Origin of the sequence: Microbacterium awajiense, assembly GCF_039536545.1 — a bacterium.
Classification (GTDB): domain Bacteria; phylum Actinomycetota; class Actinomycetes; order Actinomycetales; family Microbacteriaceae; genus Microbacterium; species Microbacterium awajiense.
The window spans coordinates 111987-134853 of the sequence record NZ_BAAAYU010000005.1; the positions used below are offsets into that span (position 1 = coordinate 111987).

The window sequence follows — 22867 nt, forward strand, 5'->3', positions numbered from 1 at the left end:
CTTCCTCAGTGACACCCTGACGCTACGAACCCGCGCCGCCCGCCGCGTGGCCCTGTGAAGACCACGCAGCGCGGTCGGCGGTCACGACTTACGTCCGAGAACCACGCTCCGGTCGGACGATCGCGCGGGATTCCTCCGGCCGGGGCACCGTGCTCCGACGCAACGCGCCGCCGAGCGCGCCGGCGGCGACGAGCGTCGCCGGCGCAAGACCCGGCTGCAGCACGGTGGCGACCGCCATGCCGCCGAGCGCGACCGCCACGAGCAGCCGCGCGGTTCGCCCGCCGAACACCAGCGCAGTGATCGCCGACCCGATGGCGGCGGATGCCACGAGTGCCGCGGGTCCGACGGCAGCGACCCAGAAGTCGGTGCCGGCCACCCCGGGTGGCGTCTGCCAGACCAGGTGCGACGATCCGTACCAGGTCCACCCCAGCATCCACCCCACCGAGAACGCCGCGAGCAGCGTGAGCAGGACCGCAGCGACGCGATCGTTGCGCACGAGGTACGCGACCAGCGCGCCGACGACGGCGATCCCGACCGCTGCGCCCCCGAGCAGGATCGCCGCCCAGAGGTAGCTGATGCCATCCGCGCAGATCCACCCGCCTCCCGCCTCGGTGCCCGGCGCCCCCCTGCCGCAGTTGACGTGCAGCACCTCGCGCAGCAGCCAGAGGGTCGCGGGCCCCATGACGACGGATGCCACGCCCCCGGCGAGCGGCCAGAGCCCGGCATCCGCGGGAATGTGATCGCGCGGCTGCGGTCGGCGCGCATGCGGCGCGCGCCGCTCGGCCGTGAACGCGAGGCCGGCGCCGACGGCTGCGGCGAACAACCCGGTCGGAAGGGCCACCCACGCGGCGATCGGCGGGGAGAGGACCGATGCCGTCCAGCTCGAAGCGAGCGCGACGACGACGGCCGGGGCCGCCGCCGCGACCGCGAGACGCAGACTCATCGACGACGATTCGTAGGCCCGCAGCATCGCCAGCACGAGCAGCACAACTCCCGCCGCGCCGATCGCCGACACGGCCCCGATCACCGCGTAGACGACGGCCACCGCCGCCGGCGCCGACGAACCTCCGACGACGCCGAGCACGAACCCGCCGACCGCGCTCGCGATCCCGCCCACCGCAAGCGCGGCCCACGACATGCGGCTGTAAGCCGAGCGCAGTCGCGCCGGGTCGGTATCCGCCATGTCGACCTCCCGTGGCCACCGTGCTCGTGACAACGAGACTACGACTGCGAGGCGCTTCGCACTTTTCTGAACACGTTCAGCTTTGTAGTACCCTCGGGGCATGCCCCCGTCCCCACGCCGCGTCGCGGTGATCGCCGGCGCCTCCGGCTTCGTCGGCCGCGCCGTCGCCGACGCCTTCCGCACCGACGGGTACGACCTGCAGTTGGTCGGCCGCAGCGGCCCCACCACGTGGGACGACCCGGCCGCGCTCGCACGCGCCGTCGACGGCGCTGACGTCGTCGTCAACCTCGCGGGCACATCGGTGAACTGCCGGTACACCGACCGCAACCGCGACGAGATCCTCGACTCCCGCGTACGCACGACGCGTGCGCTCCACCGCGCGATCGCCGGGGCGCAGCATCCGCCCCGCGTCTGGCTCAACGCCTCGACCGCCACCATCTACCGCCACGCCACGGACCGCCCGCAGACCGAGTCGACCGGTGAGCGCGGCGAGGGCTTCTCGGTCGACGTCGCGACCGCGTGGGAGCGCGAGCTGTTCGCGGGCGAGCTGCCCGGCACCCGGCGCGTCGCGCTGCGGATGGCGATCGTCATCGGCGACGGACCGGCGACCCGGATGCTGCTCACCCTGGCGCGTCTCGGACTCGCCGGCTCCCAGCACGACGGCTGGGCTCCGCCGCACCGCCGCTACCGCGGCATCGGCGAGCATCCGACCGGACCCGATCGAGCACCCTGGTACCGCACGCGCGGAGGCCAGAAGGTCAGCTGGATCGACCTCGACGACGCCGTGCGCGCGATCCGCTTCCTGCGGGACGATGATCAGCTGGCGGGTCCGGTCAACCTCGCGTCGCCGCATCCGACCGACAACCGCACGCTCATGCGCACGCTGCGCCGCGTCGTCGGCGCGCCGATCGGACTGCCCTCGGCACGCTGGATGCTCGAGCCCGCGATGTGGCTGCTGCGCACCGAGCCCGAACTCGTGCTCAAGAGCCGATGGGTGATGCCGGAGCGGTTGACGGACGCGGGCTTCGCCTTCTCGCACCCCGACCTCGAGGGCGCTCTTCGCGGCGCCGTCGACGCCCACGCCGTCGGCGCCGACCGCACCGAGAGGACACCCCACCATGCCGAAGCCGCGTGAGACCAAGGGCGAGCGCACGCGTCAGCGCATCCGAGCGGCGGCGCTGCACTCGTTCCGCGAGAACGGGTACGACGCCACGACCATCCGCGCGATCGCGGACGAGCTCGGGCTGTCGGTGGGCGTCACGAACTACCACTTCGCGTCGAAGAACCACCTCGTGCAGGAGCTCTACCTCGACGTGCAAGAGGCGCACCGCGCGGCCGCTGATCCCCAGCTGGCCGGCGAGACGCGCCTGATCGAGCGGCTGCGCATCGTGTACTCGGCCGGCCTCGACCAGCTCGAGCCGTACCATGCCCACGCCGGCGAGTTCCTCTCGGCGGCGGTGTCGCCCCGGTCACCCCTCAACCCGCTGTCGGCCGAGTCGGCCCCGGCGATGGCGATCACCCTCGGTCTGTTCACCGAGGCGGTCGAAGGGGCTGCGGCATCCGGAGTTCCCGACGACATCCGCCGGCTGCTCCCCCGCGCCCTCGTGGTGAGCTACCTGCTGCTCGCGCTGTTCTGGGTCTACGACCCGTCGGATGACCGGCGCCGCACGCGCCGACTGCTCGACCGCGGGCTGAAGCTGCTCGGCGGAGTGCTGCCGCTGGCCCGACTGCCGCTGCTGCGCGGCACCCTGCGCGACCTGCTGTCGCTGGTCGACGAGGTGCGCACATGACCCTGATGGCGACTCGGCCGCGCCCCACGCGCCTCGACCTCTACGACGCCGACGCGGTGCGAAGCCTGTTCGATCGCATGTCGGGCTCGTACGACCGCATGAACGTCGTGCTCTCGCTCGGATTCTCGGCGCGATGGCGACGACAGCTGGTCGAACTCGTCGACGACGCAGCGCCCGCCGAGACCGTCGACGGAGCCGCCGCATCGGCTGCTGCGGCTCGGCTACGCCCTCTACCTGCGGTGCGTGGTGCCGGTCGCCGGCACCCTGCTCGCGGCCGACCCGACCGAGTACCGGATGCTGCACCGCTACCTCGCCGCGTACCGAGACGGCCGCCGCTCGACCGAGGCCTTCGCGCGGCATCCGCAGCTCGAGGTCGGCACCCGCAGCCACTTCTTCGGCTGCGCGACCAGCGTGTCCGGGACGCGGCGACGCTGACCCGATGCGCTGCGCTCAGCCGTCCGCGCCGGGCTTCAGCACCACCTTGACGCAGCCGTCCTGCTTCTGCTGGAAGGTCTCGTACATCTCGGGCGCCGCGCCGAGGGGCACCCGGTGCGTGGTGAGGTCCATGACGCCGAGCGGATCTGCGTCGTCTTCCACGCGGGGCAGGATGTCGTCGATCCAGCGCTTGACGTTGCACTGCCCCATCCGCAGGGTGACCTGCTTGTCGAACAGGGTCTTCATGGGCAGCATGTCGGCGTCGCCCGCATAGACCCCGCTGAGCGAGACCGTGCCACCCCGGCGCACCACGTCGATCGACTGGTACAGAGCGGCGAGCCGGTCGATGCCCGCCGTCTCCATCAGGGGTCGAGCGGCCGCATCCGGCAGCACGCCGAGCGCCGACTGGGCCGCCTTGATGGCGGGGTTGCCGTGCGCCTCGAGACCCACGGCGTCGACGACGGCATCCGCGCCTCGCCCGTCGGTGAGGTCGCGCAGCTCGTCGACGATGCCGTCGGTGAGGTCGAAGGCATCGACGCCGTGCCGCTCCGCCATCTCGCGACGGACCGCCTCGGGGTCGACCGCGAATACGCGCAGGCCGCGGTCGACGCCGATCCGCGCCGCGAACTGGCCGACGGGGCCGAGGCCCATTACGACGAGCGTTCCGCCGTCGGGCACGTTCGCGTACTCGACCCCCTGCCACGCCGTCGGCAGGATGTCGCTGAGGAACAGGTACCGATCGTCGGGCAGGTCGTCGCCGACGCGGATGTGGTTGTAGTCGGCCAGCGGCACCCGCAGGTACTCGGCCTGCCCTCCCGGCACCTGGCCGTAGAGCTTCGTATAGCCGAACAGCGCGGCGCCGCTGCCGTACTCGGGCACCTGCGTGGTCTCGCACTGGGACTGCAGTCCGCGCCGGCACATGAAGCAGTGGCCGCACGCGATGGTGAACGGCACGACCACCCGATCTCCGACGGCGAGGCTGGTGACGTCGCTGCCGACCTCGACGACCACGCCCATCGGCTCGTGCCCGAGGATGTCACCGGCATCCAGGAACGGCCCCAGCAGTTCGTACAGATGCAGGTCGGAGCCGCAGATGGCCGTCGACGTCACGCGGATGATCGCGTCGGTCTGCTCGACGATGAACGGATCCGGAACCGTCTCCACGGTGACGTTCCGCTTCCCCTGCCAGGTCAATGCCTTCATCGTGTCCGCTCGCTTCCTGTCGGTCGGTGTCGCGTAGCGCCAAGCTAGGCGCGCGGGACGGGCACCGCGCGGGGGTGGCCATCGCCCCGGACTGCGCGTATCCTGCGGCATCCGCATCGACCGCTGTCAACCCCCTCGCACCGCGAGACGGCGCCCGGCAGGCTTGCACGAGCGGGCGATCCTCGCCCGAGATCGGAGAAGCACGATGGACCGCGACGACATCACGACGGATGCCGCAAGCGACGGCTACGACGCCGGCACCGGCGACCCGGGCGATGACCGCACGCATCTCCAGCACCAGGCACCCGCGCAGCTGGACGACGCGGCGATCGCCGAGCACGCCGACGAGACGGACGACGACGAACGCCCGGCAGGTCAGCAGGCTTAAGCGAGGTCGCGCACACGCAGCGCGGCCGCCGACAGGGCCCGGTCAGCGGGACGACACCAGCGCGCCGAGCGCGGAACCGTCGCCCATCGCATCCCGGCCGATCACGCTGATGCGACCGTTGCTCTCCAGGACGACAGCCGCCACATCGCTGAGATCGCCGCGACCGCTCTGACGGACGGCCTGCTCGACATCGGCGCGCGCGACCCGGTGCCGATGGAGGGCGCTCTCATCCATCCGTCCGTCCCGCAGGAGCAGTGACGGCTCAGCGGTCGTGGCCTTCCGCATCCACCGCCAGAGGGCACCGGCGAGCGCGACGACCACCTGCAGCACGATGAGAAGCGTCAGCGCGGCCGCACCCTCGACGAACGACACGTCCGAACTCAGGAGGATCGTCGCGAGCGTCGAACCGAGCGCGACCGTCACGATGAGGTCGAACGCGTTGAGCTGCGCGAGGGTGCGTTTGCCCGACACCCTCACCGCCGTCACCAGGAACACGTAGGACGCCACTCCCACCAGCAGAACGCGAAGGACATCGGACCAGCTGTCGAACCACATGCCGCGACCGTACGTCGTGCACCGCCGTCGTGAAACGGGGTTGCGCCCGGGCTGGCGGACGCTCCTGGCTGGACCCTCGCGGGCGTCGGGCCCGGCGACGGCTTACACCACTGGTCTTGTACCGGGCCGCCGACGGGTCTATCGTGTGGCCCGCGAGCGACCGTAAGTTGCGCTACCGCCGGGGGACGCTGCCGGGCGTACGGGTCGCAGATGGGACCTGGGGGGTCATGTCCATACGTACTCGCGCTGTTTCGCCTGCTCTCGGAGCCGCACTCGCGGCTTCACTCGCGCTGTGGGGTCTGGCCCCACCCGCGCTCGCCCAGACCGAGGATCCGCCGCCGAACCCGGCCGATCCGACGACCGGACGGGTCGTCGCCGACCCGATGGCCGGCCCGCTCACCGAGCCGGCGAAGGGCGCACCCGCCGACATCGCCGTCGACTACCTCGGCGCCTACACGGGGGCCGTCGGCCTGAGACAAGCCCAGGTGAGCGAACTCTTCGTCGAGAAGACGCTGGCTCTCACCTCGGGTGCATCCGCGGTACACGTCGGCCAGAAGGTCGACGGCATCCGCGTGAAGGACGCGGTCATGACGGTCGTCGTCGCCGAAGACGGCAGTGTGGCATCGGTCGCCGGCTTTCTGGTCTCGGCCGCGGGCGGCGACGCTTCCGCCGAGTTGACCGCGCATGAGGCACTGGATGCCGCCGCCGAAGCCCAAGACGCCGAGCCGAGCCGCGAGCTCATCGAGGCCGACACGACGGCCGCCGAAGAGCGCTCGTACGAGAACGTGTACGCCGAGAACCTCACCGAGGCCAACGACGTCACCGCCGAACTGGTGTGGTTCCCGCGCGACGGCGGCAAGAGCCTGCAGCTGGCATGGCTGACCGACATCGAATCGTCGGGCACCGCGTGGTTCGAGACCGTCGTCGACGCCGAGACGGGCGCGATCATCCAGCAGCAGAGCCGCTACGCGCATGCCGGCCCCGAAGGCAACGTGATCCAGGAGGAGCATCCCGAAGCGGCCGGCGCAGCCCAGCAGATCACGCCGTTCACCGGGCTCGACGGCTCATGGGTCGATGACCGCACGACCAGCGGCAACAACGTCAACGCGTACCTCGACCGCAACGACGACGACGCGAACAACGAGTACCAGCCGCAGACGCCGGCAGGCGGCGATCCCGAGTACCAGCACTTCGACTACACGTTCACGGATGCCTGGCGCACGACCGCCGACGTGACCTCGGTCGCGGCGCTGGACGCCGATCGCGACGCGATCATCACCCAGCTGTTCTACTACACGAACGTCATGCACGACTGGCTGTACGGCCACGGGTTCGATGAGGCGAGCGGCAATTTCCAAGTCGACAACTTCGGTCGCGGCGGCAGCGGGGGCGACCCGGTGCTCGCCGAGGCGCAGGACGGCTGGGACTTCGGCTGCGTCGACGACAAGGACACGCCCGATCCGGGTGACGACGAGGCGATCCGGTGCCTCAACAACGCGAACTTCGGCACACCCGCCGACGGCGCGAGCCCGCGCATGCAGATGTACATGTGGGCGCCGACCCGTCCGTTCCGCGACGGCAGCATGGACGGCGACGTCATCGCCCACGAGTACGGCCACGGCGTGTCGAGCCGCCTCGTCGGCGGCGGCAACCTCGGCTACAACGGCGGCGATCAGCGCGGCGCCCTCGGCGAGGGCTGGAGCGACGTGATCTCGTTCCTGAAGTGGGACGACGCGGTGGTCGGCGAGTACGTCACCGGCGACCAGGTCAACGGCATCCGGTCGGTGGGATACGACATCTCGACCCGTTCGTACCAGTCGTACAACACGAACTCGGGCAGCGGTCACGGCAACGGAGAGATCTGGGCCGCGACGATCTACGACATCCGCACCCAGTTCCCCGGCGGCGCCGAGGCGCTGGCGACGCTCGTGCTCGACGGCATGAAGGCGACACCGGCGAACCCGACCTACATCGATGCGCGGAACGCCCTGCTCACCGCCGACGGCGGCGACAACGCGTGCCTCATCTGGTCGGCCTTCGCCGGACGCGACCTGGGCACCGGCTCGACGGGCGGCCTCGACACGGTTCCGACGGCGAGCGAGGACGTGCCGCCGGAGTGCGTGCCCACGGCCGACGCGAACGGCCCCTACAGCACCGACGAGGGCGTCGACGTCGCGCTCGACGGCAGCGGCAGCGTCACAGGCACCGACCCGAGCGCGGGAGCGATCGTCTCACTCGAGTGGGACCTCGACGACGACGGCCAGTACGACGACGCCACCGGCGTGACGCCGATGTTCACGACGGTCGGGCAGGACGGCGTCTACCCGATCGGGCTGCGCGTGACCGACGAGTTCGGGCAGGTCTCGACCGACAACTCGACCGTCACCGTCGCCAACGTGGCACCGGTCGTCACGATCGACGCGATCACGCCGGTCGACGAGTTCGGCACCGTCACCGTCAGCGGAGTGGTCACCGATCCCGGCTGGCTCGACCCGCTGACGGCGACGATCGACTTCGACGACGGCGCGGGTGCGGTCGCGCTCGGCGGCACGCTCGAGAACGTGCGCCCGAACGCGACGCTCAGTTTCTCGGTCGACCACCAGTACGGCGACGACGGCACGTTCACCGTCGAGGTGTGCGCCGCCGACGACGACACGACCGACAACTGCTCCACGTCGCCGGCGGTGGTCGCCAACGTCGACCCGACGGCGACGATCGACACGTCGGCCGAAGAGGTCTACGACGGCGTGAGCGCGTTCATCCTCGAGGCGGGAGAGGAGCTCTCGGTGCCGGCCAACGCGACCGATCCGGGCAGCGACGACCTCACGATCGAGTGGGACTGGGGTGACGGCACCACCTCGTCCGAGACCTCGCTGGTGAATCCTCCGGCGGCCGATCCGCTGAAGTCGCCGAGCGTGCAGCCGCGTGACGTCGACCTCGAGTCGGCCCACACCTACGCGGATGCCTGCCTCTACGAGCTGGGTGTCACGACGACCGACGACGACGGCGGGGTCTCCGACACCGACACGGCGGCGGTCGTGGTCACCGGCAACGCGACGGTGTCGAAGGGCCACGGCTGGTGGAAGAACCAGTACCGCGACAAGAAGCCGAACGACTTCACGCCCGCCGAGCTGCAGTGCTACCTGGACATCGTGGGCTACTTCAGCCTGGTGTTCGACGAGCACAAGGATGCCTCGACACGCGCGGCCGCGACCCTCGTGTTGCAGAACCCGGCCAAGTCGCCCGCCGACGTGATCTTCGATCAGCACCTGCTCGGTGCGTGGTTGAACTTCGCGAACGGCTCGGTGAGCCTGTCGACCCCGGTCGACAGCGACGGCAACGGGTCGCTCGACAGCACCTTCGGCGCCGTGATGCTGGCCGCCGAGCTGGTGCGGGTCAACCCCGCCTCGACGTCGGCGCAGATCAAGGCGCAGAAGGACATCATCGAGACCATCGCCACCCAGAGTGGGGACTGAGGGGGGTGGATGCCGGTGCGACGGGTGGCTGTGATCCTCAGCCTCGCCGTCGTGCTGGCGGGCTGCTCGTCCGGCGGCGGGGTATCGCCGTCGGACGAGAGCAGCCCGAGTGAGACCGTCGTCGCGGCCGAGCCCATCCCGAGGCGGGTCGGCCCCGCCGACGACGGGGCGCTGTTCACAATGGAGATCGACGAAACGACCACGCTGCGACTGCCGGCATCCGACACCTCCGAACCTCAGCTCGAGGGCACCTCGGCGCTTCTCATCGAGCAGGTGAATGTGGATGCCGCCGACGGCCGCGAGTGGGAGGTGCGGGCCGTCGAACCCGGCCGCTCGGTCATCCGCGGCGACGAGTGGGAGATCACCCTCGAGGTCGAGGCAGCCGGCTGACGGCGAGCACTACCGACGCAGCAGCTCGCGCATCTCGGCGATCGTCTCCTCCGAGCGTGCCAGCAGCTCGCGCAGGCGCGCCTCACGCGCGGCCGCCTCGGCGACCGCGTCTTCGAGTTCGTCCTCGGCTGCGGCATCCGCCGCCTCCCTCGCCCCGCGTGCCACGGCACCGGATGCCGCACCGGCGGCGACGCCGCGGCTGGCCGGGTGGGGCTTGTCTTCGACCTCCGCGCGCTGCTCGGCGGACGGCGCCCCCGGCTCGCCGTCCGAAGCGGCGTCATCGTCCTTGCGGGGGCCGAGGAACACGTTCGCGAGGTAGCCGGTGAAGGTACCGAAGATGCCGACGCCGATGACGATGATGAGCACGCCGATGAGCCGGCCCACCTGGCTCACCGGGTACTGATCGCCGTAGCCGACCGTCGAGATCGTGACGACCGTGTACCAGAGGGCGTCCGATGCGGTCGTGATGTTCGAACCTTCGGCGTCCTTCTCGACCGCGAGCACGGCGAGGCTGCCGAACTGCAGCACGAGCACACCCATCAGCAGCAGACTCATCAGCGCACTGTCGGCGCGGTCGCGAACCAGACGCTGCGCCACGGTGCGCGGACCGAGTTCGCGCAGCAGGCGGTATACGCGCAGCAGACGGAAGATGCGCAGGATCTTCAGCTGCGGCAGGGGCAGGCTCGCCAGCAGATCGGCCCAGCCCCACAGGCGGAAGAAGTAGCGCGACGCCTTCTCGGCCGTCACCATGCGGAAGATGAAGTCGCCGAGGAAGATGAGGCTGAACAGGCCGTTCATCACCTGCAGCACCGTCTGCATCGACGGATCGTCGTAGAACACGTAGATCAGCACGATGTTCACGATCGACAGCAGCGACAGCACACCGATGAAGATCTCGTACGCCGGATCCTTCAGCTCCGACCGTGCTTCCGCGCGTCGTTCGACGCGTTCTTCCTTGCGCTCGGTCCGGTCCATGGCGCCTCCCTCATCGCGCGCGGCGCATCGGATCGCCGCGGTGACATTGTGTCAGCGCGAGGCCGGCTGCGTGCGCCGATCCCGGGGAACGCGTCCGCGCGGGCCGGGCGACGGCGGGCGCCCGAGGGCGGCACGGCGAGGTCGACGGTGTCGATCGCGCCCTGGTCACCGATCTCTCCTCACGCCAGCGCCAGTGCGCGATGGACGGATGCCACGGCACTGGACCCCTCGCCCACGGCGGCGGCGACGCGCTTCATGGAGCCTCGTCGCACGTCACCGGCGGCGAAGATGCGCGGGGTCGAGGTCTCGAACGGGAACGGCTCGCGGCCCAGCCCCTGCCAGCGGTCGAGCGACTGCATCGTGATGTCGGTGCCGGTGCGGATGAAGCCGTCGGCGTCACGGTCGAGGCCCTGCAGCCAGCCGGTCGCAGGCTCCGCGCCGATGAAGCAGAACAGCGCGCGAGCCTCGACCTCGCCGGCGGTGTCGAGGCGCACCGACTCGAGCGCGCCGCCGCCATCGAGCGCCACGACGTTGGCGCCGGTGTGCAGGTGGATGCGGGGGTCCTCGACGATCCGGTCGACGAGGTACGACGACATGCGGTCGCCGACTCTGCGTCCGCGCACGACGAGGGTGACGTCGCAGCCGTTCGCGGCGAGGTACAACGCCGCCTGACCGGCCGAGTTCGCGCCGCCGACCACGACGACCGGTGCCCCGGCGACCTGCCGCAGCTCGAGCGGCGTCGCCGCGTAGTAGATCCCCGCGCGCTCGAACTCGTCCCACCGCTCGAGCGCGAGCCGCCGGTACGCGGCCCCCGACGTCACGATCGCGGCGCGCGTCGGCACGACCCGCCCGTCTGCAAGGGCCACGGCGAGTCCCCCGTCGACGGTCTCGAGCGCGACCGCCTCGCACGGCGCGTGCACGCGCACACCGAACTTCAGCGCCTGCAGCGACGCCTGACCGATGAGGTCGCCGCCGCTCACCCCGAACGGGAAACCCAGGAAGTTCTCGATGCGCGACGTCGCCGCGGCTTGACCGCCGGGAGCGATCGCATCGAGCAGGACGGTCTCGAGCCCCTCGGATGCGCCGTAGATCGCGGCCGCGAGTCCTGCCGGTCCGCCCCCGATGACGACGAGGTCGACCATCTCATCCGACTCCGACTCATAGCTCAGCCCCAGCTGCTCGGCGACGATCCCCGGCGTCGCCCGCGGGATCGGCTCGCCCTGGATGAACGCGACCGGCAGGTCGTCGCGGGTCAGTTCGTGACCGAGCATGCGCCCCTCGTCGGCCGGCAGCAGCGCATGCGCGACGTGGACGAGATCGAGGCGCTCGGCGAACCGCCGCAGTGCGAGGAAGTCGCTCTCGCCGCTCTGGCCGACGAACTTGAGGGTCATGGCCGCCGGCCCGGCGCGCAGCGTGTCCCGCCGCGCCCACAGCGCATGCAGGATGATGTCGCAGAGCTCGTCGTCCTCGTTCATGATGCGGCGCAGCGCGGCGCGGGTGAGCCGTCTGATGGCGCCCGCCTTCGTCACGCGTGCCGACAGGAAGGCGCCCTGACCGTTCAGGATGCCGAGCTCGCCGGCGAACGAGCGCGGACCCATTGTCGTGATCACGACCTCGTCCGCCCACTTCAGCGCGTCGCGGACGATCTCGACCTCGGCTGTCTCGACGAGGATCAGATCGTATCGGCGGTCACCCGACCGGAACGCGTAATCGCCGACGGCGACCTCTTCGACGGGAGCGTGCGCCGTCAATCGCGCCCATTGGGCATCGGTGAGTTCCGGAGCGATGAGGTGTTGCTTCGCGGCGTCCACGACGACACGCTAGCCCCCGGTGGCCGGGCACGGGGCAACCTGGCAACGGCAGGGTCAGGCTCGCGGCGGCCTGATCAGCCCGCGCCGAAGAACGCGACCCCGAGGTCGGCGTGATCGACGAAGACGCCGTCGACGCCCGCATCGCGGATCACCCCCCACTCCCCCTGCCAGTCGCCGAGGGCGGCGTCCCCCGCCTTCGAACGGAACTGGCCGGCGAGGAACGCGTTCTCGGGGCGGCACGTCCAGGTGAAGACCCGCAGCCCGCGCGCGTGCGCGTCGGTGACGATGGGGCTCGGACCGGTGACGCGCCCGAGCCGATCGGGGGCGAGGATCACCTTCTTGTCGACGCTGATGCCGTCCACGAGGCCCGCGATCTCGTCGAGCCCCTCAGGTGACGCGGTGCGCTTGTACGTCGGCGCCGATGCCTTGCCGAGCGCGGCGACGAGGTCGAAGGGCCGACCGGATGCCTCGAGCAGGTAGATCCAGGTGCCGACGACGCCGTGCTCGCGCACCCGCAGCAGCACGGTCGACTCGAACGACTCGATCGTCAGCGGCAGCGCGCCGTCGGCCCACCCCGCTGCGGCGAGTTCGGCGGCCACGATCGCCGGAACGTCGAATCCGAGCGAGTGGAAATAGGTCGCGTGCTTGATCTCGAGGACGACGCCGATCTCGCGACCCTGTTCGAGCGATGCGACGCGCACGAGGTCGAGCACGTCCCGCAGGCGCAGCACCGGCTGTGCGTCGTCGAAGCTGGCGCTCGTCGCCCGCAGGTGAGGAAGCCGCTCGCGGCACCGCAGCGTCGACAGCTCGGCCCAGCTGAAGTCCTCGGTGAACCAGCCGACGTGCTCTGTGCCGTCGATCGTCTTCGACGTGCGGCGGTCGGCGAACTCGGGGCGATGGGCGACATCCGTCGTGCCCGAGATCTCGTTCTCGTGCCGCACGACCAGCACGCCGTCGCGGGTGAGCACGACGTCGGGCTCGACGGCATCGACCCCCATGGCGAGGGCGAGCGCGTACGACGAGCGCGAGTGCTCGGGGCGATAGCCGGGCGCACCCCGGTGTCCGATCACGAGCGGGGTCCGACGCGGCACCCGCCCAGGCTACCCGCGGCTCCCGCCGACCCGTCCGTTCATGGAATGCTCACAGCCCCCTGCTGACGGTTGGGGGCGAGGTTCGGATATCGTTGAGCGACAGCACATTCCTGCTGCCCGACGTGACTTTGGAGTGTGAGAGCAGTGGCCCTCAACAACCCCGCATTCAACAATCCGGCCTTCCAGGACGAGAAGGCCGTTCGCAGCTACCCCGGCGGCGCCCAGGCCGCCGGTCTCGGCGCGCCCACGCAGGCCGCGACGACGTCGCACATGGCGACGGATGCGGCAGCGCAGGCGCAGCTCGAGGGCATGTACGCCGCCCCCGCAGCCGGCGCCGTCGAGACCGACCGCATGACGGTCGAGGACACCGTCTGGAAGACGGTGGGCCTCTTCGCGATCCTGCTCGTGACCGCCGCCGTCGGCTGGGTGTGGACGATGTCGACCGTCTCACCGACGACCGGCCCGAACATCCTGCCGTGGATCATCGGCATGATCGGCGGCTTCGTGCTCTCGCTCGTGGTGATCTTCACCTCGCGCAAGAAGATCCGCCCGGGCCTCATCTTCGGCTACGCGGCGTTCGAGGGTCTGTTCGTCGGCGGCATCTCGGCCTTCTTCGAGATGATCTGGCCCGGCATCGTCCTCCAGGCGACGCTCGCGACGCTCGCCGTCGTCGGCGTGACCCTCGCGCTCTTCGCCAGCGGCAAGGTGCGCGCGTCCAAGCGTGCGACCAAGGTGTTCATGGTCGCGATGATCGGCTACCTGGTCTTCTCGCTGATCAACCTCGGCCTGATGTTCTTCACGCCGGTCGGCGACAACGCGTTCGGCCTGCTCAGCGAGCCGAGCTTCCTGTTCGGCATCCCGTGGGGCGTCCTCATCGGCATCTTCGTCGTGATCATGGCCGCCTACTCGCTCGTGCTCGACTTCGACTCGATCCAGCGCGGTGTGCGCAACGGCGCCCCGCGACAGTACGGCTGGCTCGGCGGTTTCGGCATCATGGTGACCGTCGTCTGGCTGTACATCGAGATCCTGCGCATCCTCGCGATCCTCCGCGGATCGAATTGACGCGGTCTCGAGACACCGCCGCTGCGCGGCGGCACTCGACCACCGGATGAGTGTCAAGGGGGTCGCCCGTTCGGGCGGCCCCCTTCGTCGTCAGCGGGGATCGAGTGCGCGAAGCGCGTATCGAGATCGCTGCCTCTCACGTTCCGTATAGTTTCGAGGGTGACTCATCGCCGCACGCTCCGCCCGATCGTGCGCGCGGCGATGGCCGCGCTCCTCGTCGCCGCCGGCACGGTGGCGGTCGTCCCGGAGGTCGCAGCGGTCGGATCGATCGCCCCGATCTCGGCCGACGCGCCCGACACCACCGAGCGTGCCGAGTGCCCCGTCGAGGTGCCCGCGGCATCGCGCGACCGCGTGACGTGCGGCATCCTGACCGTTCCCGAGCGTCGCAGCGACGACGCCGACCCCGAGCGCGTCATCCAGCTGCCGTACGCGGTCATCGCCGCCTCCTCCGTCGCGCCGCGCGAAGACCCCCTCATCGTTCCCTTCTTCGACGTCGACACCCTCGCGCACTTCCTCGAGTCGGGTGATTGGGCCTCCGACGAGCGCGACGTCATCCTGCTCGCCCGCCGCGGTGACGATCTGTCCGAGCCGACCCTCGCGTGCCCCGAGACCGGCCTGTCGTCGTTCGTCGCCGACGGCGTCTTCGACCTCGACCCCGAGCGGTGGCTGACCCAGGTCGGGGCGTGCCGCGAGCGCCTGATCGCCGACGGCATCGACCTCGCCGCCTACGGCGACGGCGCCGCCGCGGCCGACGTCGCCGCGCTGCGCTCGGCGCTCGAGATCGGCACCTGGAACCTCTACGGCGCCTTCGACGCATCGCGACTCGCGATGCGCATCATGCGCGGAGCACCCGACGATCTGCGATCGGTGGTGCTCGACGGCGCGAGCGCGCCGCAGCTCCCCCGCTACGAGCTGGTGCCCGCCGACTTCTCCACCGCGCTCGCCCACCTCTTCGCAGACTGCGCCGCCGACGACGACTGCGACGAGCGCCACCCCGACCTCGACCGCACCCTGGCCGACGTGCTCGACTCCGCGGCATCCGACCCCTTCGATGTCGCCGCCGCCGACCCGACGACGGGCGCACCGCTGACCGTTCGCGTCGACGACACCGTCCTGTCATGGGTGCTGCGCGACGCGCTCGCATCGGCTGAGCTCGTCGCCGCGCTGCCGTTCGCGATCGACCAGATCGCCGAGGGCAACACGAATGCCTTCGCGCCGATCCTGCAGCCGACCCTCGACCGGTTCGGGTACGGCGCCGTCGGCCTGCGGCTGTCGGTGGACTGCGCCGAGGAGGTGCCGTTCAACGATCCCGCGCTCGTGGCCGAGGCCTTCGCGGCAGACCCGTTCGCGCGCCACCTCGAAGGTGCGGTCGACCCGTTCGCGGAGTGCGCCACCTGGGACGTGCCACCCGCCGGGGAGGGAGTCAACGCCGTCGTCACCAGCGACGTGCCCACGCTGATCACCGTCGGCGGCTTCGACCCGATCGACCCGCTGCCGTGGGCCGAGGCCGCAGCCGAGGGTCTGACCGACCCGAGCGTGCTGACCTTCCCGCGCGCCGGCAATGCCGCGGTGTGGTCCACCGACGTCAGCCGCTGCGCAGCGGCGGTCGCCCGCCAGTTCATCCGCGAGCCCGGTTTCGCCCCGTCGGCGTCGTGCCTGACCCGCCCTGTGCAGATCGATTACCTCACGACCGCCGACGTCGACCCGAACCCGGCGGTCAGCAGCCTGAGCCGCGATGTGCGCAACCCGGTCACCGCCGTCCTGCTCGCGCTGACGCTGCTGGCGCTCGCGGCGACGGTGGTGTACGCCGTCGTGATCGGAGTACGCCGACGGATGCGCCGCGGTGGCGAGGTTCCCGCCGGCATCGTCCTCGCCGCGCTCGCCGCGACCTTCAACCTGGCGTATGCGATCGGCATCGCGCTGGTGCTGGCGACCGCCGACCCGCTCGTCCTCGCGTTCGGACTGCCGCCGGGCGTGTGGCCGCTGCTCGTGCTGCCGTTCGCAGGAGTGGTGACCTCGATCCTGCTGGTGGCCGTGCTGGTGCGGGAGTGGATCATCGACGATGGCGTACTCGTGCATCGCGTGCTGCTGTCGATCTCGGCGCTGATCTCCCTCGGCTTCGCGATCTGGCTGCTGGCACGGGGGCTTCTCTCCCTGTGAGTCTGGTCGTGGCATCCGTCGGCGGTTAGCGTCGGATCATGGCGACCGAAGAGGAGTTCCTCGACATCGGCGGGCACGAGGTGCGCATCTCCAGCCCGAGCAAGCCGGTCTTCCCCGAGGCGGGACTGACCAAGCTCGACGTGGTGCGCTACTACCTGTCGGTCGCCGACGGCGCCCTGCGGGGCGCAGGCGGCCGGCCGATGGTGCTCAAGCGCTTCCCGAAGGGCATCGACCACGAGCCGTTCTTCCAGAAGCGGGTGCCGGCGAACCACCCCGACTTCATCCAGACCGCGACGCTGCACTACGCACGCGGAACCTCGGCCGAAGAAGCGGTCATCCGGGATGCCGCGGGCCTCGCGTGGGTGGTGAACCTCGGATGCCTCGACCTCAACCCCCACCCGGTGCGAGCGGAGGACCTCGACCATCCCGACGAGTTGCGCATCGACCTCGACCCGATGCCGGGCGTCGAGTGGTCGCAGATCGTCGACACCGCCTTCGTCGCCCGCGAGGTGCTCGACGACACCGGCCTGGTCGGCTGGCCCAAGACGAGCGGCTCGCGCGGCCTGCACATCCTGTCGCGCATCGCGCCGTCGTGGGACTATCGCGCGGTGCGACTGGCGGCCGAGACGCTCGCGCGCGAAGTCGAGCGCCGCGCGCCCGGGCTGGCGACGGCGCGGTGGTGGAAGGAGGAGCGCGGCGAGAGCGTCTTCGTCGACTTCAACCAGAACGCGAAGGACCGCACCGTCGCGTCCGCGTACTCGATCCGTCCTCTGCCGGACGCCCGGGTGTCGACGCCGATGTCATGGGACGAAGTGCGCGACCGCCGCCCCGAGGAGTTCACGGCGCTGACGGTGCCCGAGCGGTTCGCCGCGCTCGGCGACCCGCACGCCGGGATCGACGACGCGGTCGGATCGCTCGCCGGGCTGCTGGCGTTGGCCGATGAGCTCGGCCCGGCCGAGAAGCCGCCTCGGGGCGGCGCCGGCGGCGATTCCGGCGACGGCTCGGGTCGGCGCCGGTCGACGATGCCCCTCATCGAGGTCGCACGCACCAAGACCAAGCCCGAGGCCGAGGACGCCCTCGCGGTGTGGCGGGGTCGACACCCCGCGGTGGCCGGGATGCTGCATCCCGCCGACGTGCTCGTCGACGGCATGCGCGGCTCGAGCTCGCTGTGGTACCGCGTGCGCATCAACCTGCAGCACGTCCCCGAGGACCGGCGACCTGCGCAGGAGGCGCTCGTCGCCGACTACGACCCGTGGGCGGGCCGCACCTGGCCCGCCTGACGGGCGCCCGGGAATCCGCCCAGAGCCGGCCCTCGACCCGGTCGGCGCGGACTAGGGTCAACGCATGCGTGCGGTCGTGGTGGGGGGTGGCTTCGGCGGTCTCGCCGCGGCGATCCGGCTGGCCGCCGCCGGCGACGACGTCACCCTGATCGAGAAGCGCGAACGCGTCGGCGGTCGCGCCTACCTCTACGAGATCGACGGTTTCCGCTTCGACGGCGGGCCGACCGTCCTCACCGCCCCGTTCATGTTCGACGAGCTGTTCGCACTGGCGGGTGAACGACTGGAGGATCACGTCGAGCTGATGCCGCTCGATCCCTTCTACCGCGCCTTCGACCGTGACGGCACCCCGTTCGACATCCATGCCGACGCCTCACGCCTGAAGGCCGAGGTCGCCGCCCGCAGCCCCGACGACGCGGCGGGCTTCGAACGGCTGTCGCAACGCATCAGTCTCATCTTCGACGCCTTCTACCCGTACACCGAGCGACCGATGATGCGGCTGCACGTGATGATGCGCATGCTGCCCTTCCTGCTGCGCCACCGCGCCGCCAGCAGCGTGCAGCGACTGGTGGACGGCTGCATCGGCGACCCGTTCCTGCGACGCGTGCTGGCCTTCCATCCGCTGCTGATCGGGGGCCATCCTTCCCGAACTCCGGCGCTGTACTCGCTCATCGTCGAGTTCGAGCGCCGGTGGGGCGTGCACTACGCCGTCGGCGGAACGAACACCCTCGTCGAGGCGCTGGGCTCGCTGCTGGTCCGCCTGGGCGGCCGGATCGAGTGCGGCACCGCTGTGGAGCGGGTGCTCGTCGACGGGAGGCGGGCGGTCGGCGTGCGTCTCGAGGACGGCAGCGTGCGCGTCGCCGACGTCGTCGTCTCGAACGCCGATCCCGGCTTCACGTACGGGCGCCTGCTCGGCGAGCGGACGGCGTCGGCGTCGGCGCTGCGGCGGCGGGGGACGCCGAGCATGTCGCTGCACGTGCTGTACCTCGGCGCCGACCGCACGTGGCCCGACTCTCCGCTCGCACACCACAACCTGCTGCTCGGCGGCGACTCGCGCCGCGTGCTCGACCGGGTGTTCCGCCCGCGTGCCCGCGACCACACCTCGGAGCAGCTCACGGCGGACGACCTGTTCCTCTACGTGCACGTGCCCACCCGCACCGACCCGTCCGTCGCTCCCGAGGACTGCGAGGCGCTGTACGTGCTCGTCGCCGCGCCGGCGCTGAGGCCGGGCGAGGACCCGCCGGCCGATGAACACCGCCGCGTGCGCGAACTCGTGCTCGAAGTGCTCGATCGACGCTACCTGCCGGGACTGCCCGAGCACCTGGTCGCCGAGCACTCCATCGGGCCCGAGCACTTCCGCGATGTGCTGAACACGCCGCGCGGCGCCGCGTTCTCGCTGCAGCCGACCCTGTTCCAGTCGGGCTGGTTCCGTCCGCACAACCGCTCGGCGCGCATCGACGGGCTCTACCTCGTGGGAGCGGGCACGCACCCGGGCGCGGGGATTCCCGCGGTGCTGGCCTCGGGCAAGATCGCTGCGGCCCTCATCGCGAAGGATGCCGCGACCCGGCGCGCACCCGCGGGGCGGCAGCCCGCCGGTGCGGGAGCGCCCTCATGACGGGGGCGCGTCGATGAACGCCGTCTCGACGGCGGCGGGCTTCGGCGAGAGCCCCGAGACGACCCTCGACGACGTTCCGGTCATCGGGACCCTTCCGCCGTGGCTCGAGGGCTCGCTGCTGCGCAACGGTCCGGGCACGTTCCAGGTCGGCGAGAGGCGCTACCGCCATTGGTTCGACGGCCTGGCGATGCTGCACCGCTTCACCATCTCGGGCGGCCGGGTCTCGTACGCCAACCGCTTCCTCGAGACCGAGGCGTACCGGGCGGCGCGCGACGAGCAGCGCATCGCCTTCCCGGAGTTCGCCACCGATCCGTGCCGATCGCTGTTCGCCCGCGCGATGGCCGTGTTCGATCCCGAAGTGACCGACAGCGCCAAGGTGAACATCGCCCGCATCGCCGAGCGGTTCCTCGCACTGGCCGAGACACCCGTACAGGTCGAGTTCGACCCCGAGACGCTGCGCACCGTCGGGGTGACCGGCTGGGACCGCTCGACGTTCGGGCGGATGACCACCGTGCATCCGCAGATCGACGCCGCGCGTCACGAAGCCATCAACCTCGTCACTCGCTACGGTGCCGTGAGCACGTACGTGTTCCGGCGGGTCGACACCCGCTCGCCGGGTCAGATCGCCGGCGGCTCGACGCTCGCCGGCCGCGCCGTGCGCGAACCCGGCTACATCCATTCCTTCGGCATGTCCGAGCGGCACCTCGTCCTCGCCGAGTTCCCGCTCGTGGTCAATCCCGTGTCGCTGCTGCTGTGGCTGCGTCCGTACATCGAGAACTTCCGATGGAAGCCGGCGCGGGGAACGCGCATCCACATCTTCGACCGCGACACCGGCGCGCATGTGACATCGGCCACCGCCGACCCGTTCTTCGCCTTCCACCACGTCAACGCGTACGACGACGCCGACGGCTCGGTCGTCGTCGACCTGGTCGGCTACGACGACGCGTCGGTGATCGAGTCGTTCTACCTGCACCGCCTGGAAGAGCCCGACGTGCGGATTCCGCCCGGGACGCTTCGACGCGTGCGGGTGCCGCTGTCGGGCACCGCGGGGCGATTGCCGGTCGAGACGCTGTCACCGACGGCGATCGAGCTGCCGAGCATCGATTACGCCCGGCACAACACCGATCCGGACCTGCACTTCGTCTACGGCGTGGGCCTGGGCACGGGGATCGGATTCTACGACCAGCTCGTCAAGATCGACGTGCGCACCGGCGCTGCGCAGCGCTGGCGATCGGCCGGCTGCTACCCCGGCGAGGGGGTCTTCGTCGGTCGACCCGGCCGGCAGGCCGAAGACGACGGCGTCGTGCTGTCGGTCGTGCTCGACGCCGCCCGCGGCACGTCCTTCCTGCTGGTGCTCGACGCGGCGGAGTTCACCGAGATCGCCCGCGCGGAACTGCCCCACCCCGTGCTGTTCGGATACCACGGGCAGTTCTATGGCGACATCCGCCCGGCACCCGCCGACGCGGCCGGCTGACACCGCGCGTTCAGCCACCGCGGCGGGGCGGCCGGGCGAGAACGTCCGTCGCGGCCTGCGCGAGTGCCGCCATGGCGTGCTCGGGGTCGACCGCGCGCGCCGATCGCACGGCCTCGACCGACAGCCGGTGGTGCAGCTCGGGATCGCCGAGCACCCGCTCGAGCGCGTCGGTCAGCGCGCCCTCGTCGCCGTCGGCGACCAGGATGCCGCCGCCTCGACCGAGCAGCTCGCGCGGCCCGTACGGGGCGGCGTAGGCCACGACGGGGCATCCGTCGGCGAGTGCTTCGACGATCGACAGCCCCTGCCCTTCGTACGCCGAGGTCGACAGGAAGGCGGACGCCTCGCGCAGCACTCGGGCGGGGTCGGACGTCGCGCCGCGCAGCACGATGTGCGCCTCCATCCCGGCGGCGTCGATCAGACCCTGCAGCCCCGCGCGCTCGGGACCGTCTCCGTAGATGTCGAGCGTCGCGTGCGGCACGCGCTCCACCAGCGCCGAGAACGCCCGCACCGCGTGATCGATGCGCTTGCCGGGCGCGAGCCGATTGAGCATGACCACGCGCCCGGCCACCCGATCGCCGTCGCCGGGAACGGATGCGGCGGACGGCACGCCGTGCGGCACGACCACGTGGATGTCCGAGTCGCCGAACCGCTCGGTGACATCGGCCCGCTGCGCGGCGGTCGGCCACAGCACGGCGTCGAACTGCTCGGCGACCGTGAACCACCGGGTCCACAGCGGGTTGAGTGCGGAGTCGGGGGTGTAGGGCGGTTCGAGGTGCACGGTGTGGATCGCGTGGACCAGCCGCACGCCGGGGTCGTCCCATCCGACCAGCAGCTCGCCGAGCTGCCGCGACTCGCAGATGACGACCACCGGACGCTCCGATCCGTCCGACCGCAACCCGGCGACCACATGGGCGAGCCATGCGCGGTACAGCGCGCCGAACCCGTCGAGCACGCCGGCGATGCCGCCGTGCGCGTCGTACACCGCGACGGGCGCGTCGCTGATGTGCCAGTCGGGGTCGCCCGCGATCACCGGCAGCGCGACGGCCGGTCCGCCGACGGCATCCCGCACCTCGCGGTATTCGAGTGCGGGATCGCGATCGCCCGGATGCGCCGCGTCGCGCAGCCACCTCGCGGCTCCGCCGTGCGGGTGGGTCGCCTCATCGAAGAGATTGCGCATGCGGGCCGGATCGACCACGAGGTCGCGCCCCGCGAAGGCGGCGCGGTGCCGCGCGTGATCGACGGGCGAGCCCGGATCCACCGTCAGCAGAAGCGGTCCGGCGCCGTCGTGCACTCCCGCGGCCGCCATCTGGCGCGCCCGCGCAAGGGTCGCCAGCGTGTACCCGCCGTCGTGGTCCGGGATCAGCCGACTCGACACGACCAGGTACTCGGCGTCGGGGAACTCTGTCATGCTCCCATCCTGCCCTCGCCCGCGGTTCCCCGGTCGAGCGGACGAGCGTGCACGGGTATCGGCGTTTCGGCGTGCATTCCCGTCCGCTCGACGTCCATGCACGCCCGTTCTGCTCTGAGCGGAACGGCCTGGGCGACGACGGATGCCCGGATCTAAGGTTGCGCCATGGCCGAGATCATCCCACTCCCCTCGACTCCCGCCCCGACGCCCGAACCGCTGTGGCGCGACCTGCTCGGCAGGCGCCTGCGGAGCCTGCGGCAGGAACGCGGCGAGCGGCTGTTCGACACCGCGCGGCGGGCCGGCGTCTCACCGCAGTACCTGTCCGAGATCGAGCGCGGCCTCAAGGAGCCCTCGAGCGAGATGATCGCGGCCGTCGCAGGCGCGCTCGGAACCACGCTCCTCGACCTCACCGCGGCCGTCGCCGACGACCTGCGTCCGACGGCGGCGTCGGCACCGGCATCCGTCCGCAGCGGCGCGTTCGCCCTCGCGGCCTGAGCGGCGGCGTCGGCACCGGCATCCGGCAGCGGCGCGTTCGCCCTCGCGGCCTGAGCGGCGGCGTCACCCGCGCCGCCCG

General features: G+C 71.2%; 19 protein-coding genes and 1 pseudogene. 13 read left to right on the top strand and 7 right to left on the bottom strand.

Features of this window, described 5'->3' with window-relative positions; translation table 11 throughout:
- Positions 1–88 precede the first annotated feature (88 nt).
- Positions 89–1183, bottom strand: coding sequence for a hypothetical protein (locus tag ABD663_RS07330; protein WP_344737318.1), 1095 nt, complete (start codon positions 1181–1183; stop codon positions 89–91).
- Between the two features lie 100 nt (positions 1184–1283).
- Between ABD663_RS07330 and ABD663_RS07335 the strand changes: the two genes are divergently transcribed.
- The 4 genes and pseudogenes from ABD663_RS07335 (at position 1284) to ABD663_RS07345 (ending at position 3408) form a co-directional block, all read left to right on the top strand.
- Positions 1284–2318, top strand: a complete 1035-nt coding sequence (locus tag ABD663_RS07335; RefSeq protein WP_344737319.1) for an epimerase — start codon at positions 1284–1286, stop codon at positions 2316–2318.
- Entirely contained in the window at positions 2302–2973 is a 672-nt protein-coding gene (locus ABD663_RS07340; protein WP_344737320.1) for a TetR/AcrR family transcriptional regulator, read from the top strand. The genes ABD663_RS07335 and ABD663_RS07340 overlap by 17 nt, the downstream gene beginning before the upstream one ends.
- Before the next feature lie 5 nt (positions 2974–2978).
- Positions 2979–3170, top strand: a pseudogene (locus ABD663_RS15625) (class I SAM-dependent methyltransferase); the annotation flags it as partial.
- A gap of 46 nt (positions 3171–3216) precedes the next feature.
- Positions 3217–3408 (top strand): hypothetical protein, encoded by a 192-nt coding sequence (locus tag ABD663_RS07345; RefSeq protein ID WP_344737321.1) that lies wholly within the window; start codon positions 3217–3219, stop codon positions 3406–3408.
- A gap of 15 nt (positions 3409–3423) precedes the next feature.
- Here the strand turns inward: ABD663_RS07345 and ABD663_RS07350 are convergent, their stop codons facing one another.
- Positions 3424–4611 (bottom strand): zinc-dependent alcohol dehydrogenase, encoded by a 1188-nt coding sequence (locus tag ABD663_RS07350; RefSeq protein WP_344737323.1) that lies wholly within the window; start codon positions 4609–4611, stop codon positions 3424–3426.
- A gap of 205 nt (positions 4612–4816) precedes the next feature.
- Here ABD663_RS07350 and ABD663_RS07355 point away from each other — a divergent pair, with 205 nt between their 5' ends.
- Positions 4817–4999, top strand: coding sequence for a hypothetical protein (locus tag ABD663_RS07355; protein ID WP_344737324.1), 183 nt, complete (start codon positions 4817–4819; stop codon positions 4997–4999).
- A gap of 42 nt (positions 5000–5041) precedes the next feature.
- Here ABD663_RS07355 and ABD663_RS07360 read toward each other — a convergent pair whose 3' ends face one another.
- Entirely contained in the window at positions 5042–5554 is a 513-nt protein-coding gene (locus tag ABD663_RS07360; protein ID WP_344737325.1) for a DUF421 domain-containing protein, read from the bottom strand.
- Positions 5555–5781: 227 nt separating this feature from the next.
- Between ABD663_RS07360 and ABD663_RS07365 the strand changes: the two genes are divergently transcribed.
- Entirely contained in the window at positions 5782–9030 is a 3249-nt protein-coding gene (locus ABD663_RS07365) for a M36 family metallopeptidase (protein WP_344737326.1), read from the top strand.
- Positions 9031–9039: 9 nt separating this feature from the next.
- Entirely contained in the window at positions 9040–9420 is a 381-nt protein-coding gene (locus tag ABD663_RS07370) for a hypothetical protein (protein WP_344737327.1), read from the top strand.
- A 9-nt stretch (positions 9421–9429) separates the two neighbouring features.
- Here the strand turns inward: ABD663_RS07370 and ABD663_RS07375 are convergent, their stop codons facing one another.
- The 3 genes from ABD663_RS07375 to ABD663_RS07385 all read right to left on the bottom strand — a co-directional run bounded on the left by ABD663_RS07375 (position 9430) and on the right by ABD663_RS07385 (position 13297).
- A complete protein-coding gene (locus ABD663_RS07375; RefSeq protein ID WP_344737328.1) occupies positions 9430–10395 on the bottom strand; it encodes a potassium channel family protein in 966 nt (321 codons plus the stop codon).
- 179 nt (positions 10396–10574) lie between these two features.
- Entirely contained in the window at positions 10575–12206 is a 1632-nt protein-coding gene (locus ABD663_RS07380) for an FAD-dependent oxidoreductase (RefSeq protein ID WP_344737330.1), read from the bottom strand.
- 74 nt (positions 12207–12280) lie between these two features.
- A complete protein-coding gene (locus ABD663_RS07385) occupies positions 12281–13297 on the bottom strand; it encodes a glycerophosphodiester phosphodiesterase family protein (protein ID WP_344737331.1) in 1017 nt (338 codons plus the stop codon).
- A 144-nt stretch (positions 13298–13441) separates the two neighbouring features.
- Here ABD663_RS07385 and ABD663_RS07390 point away from each other — a divergent pair, with 144 nt between their 5' ends.
- From ABD663_RS07390 to ABD663_RS07410, 5 genes are all read left to right on the top strand, one after another.
- Positions 13442–14359, top strand: coding sequence for a Bax inhibitor-1/YccA family protein (locus tag ABD663_RS07390; RefSeq protein WP_344740185.1), 918 nt, complete (start codon positions 13442–13444; stop codon positions 14357–14359).
- A 159-nt stretch (positions 14360–14518) separates the two neighbouring features.
- Positions 14519–16519: an alpha/beta hydrolase gene (locus ABD663_RS07395; protein ID WP_344737332.1), complete on the top strand. Its 2001-nt coding sequence runs from the start codon at positions 14519–14521 to the stop codon at positions 16517–16519.
- 38 nt (positions 16520–16557) lie between these two features.
- Entirely contained in the window at positions 16558–17799 is a 1242-nt protein-coding gene (gene ligD / locus ABD663_RS07400) for a non-homologous end-joining DNA ligase (RefSeq protein ID WP_344737333.1), read from the top strand.
- Positions 17800–17863: 64 nt separating this feature from the next.
- A complete protein-coding gene (crtI, locus tag ABD663_RS07405) occupies positions 17864–19411 on the top strand; it encodes a phytoene desaturase family protein (RefSeq protein ID WP_344737334.1) in 1548 nt (515 codons plus the stop codon).
- 13 nt (positions 19412–19424) lie between these two features.
- Positions 19425–20885 (top strand): carotenoid oxygenase family protein, encoded by a 1461-nt coding sequence (locus tag ABD663_RS07410; RefSeq protein WP_344737335.1) that lies wholly within the window; start codon positions 19425–19427, stop codon positions 20883–20885.
- 10 nt (positions 20886–20895) lie between these two features.
- On the opposite strand, the gene ABD663_RS07415 is transcribed toward ABD663_RS07410, so the two are convergent.
- Positions 20896–22293 carry a glycosyltransferase gene (locus ABD663_RS07415; RefSeq protein ID WP_344737336.1) on the bottom strand — a complete coding sequence of 466 codons (1398 nt, stop codon included), beginning with the start codon at positions 22291–22293 and terminating at the stop codon, positions 20896–20898.
- 165 nt (positions 22294–22458) lie between these two features.
- Here ABD663_RS07415 and ABD663_RS07420 point away from each other — a divergent pair, with 165 nt between their 5' ends.
- The gene (locus ABD663_RS07420) at positions 22459–22788 is read left to right on the top strand and encodes a helix-turn-helix domain-containing protein (protein WP_344737337.1); all 330 of its coding nucleotides are present in this window, start codon (positions 22459–22461) and stop codon (positions 22786–22788) included.
- Positions 22789–22867 lie beyond the last annotated feature (79 nt).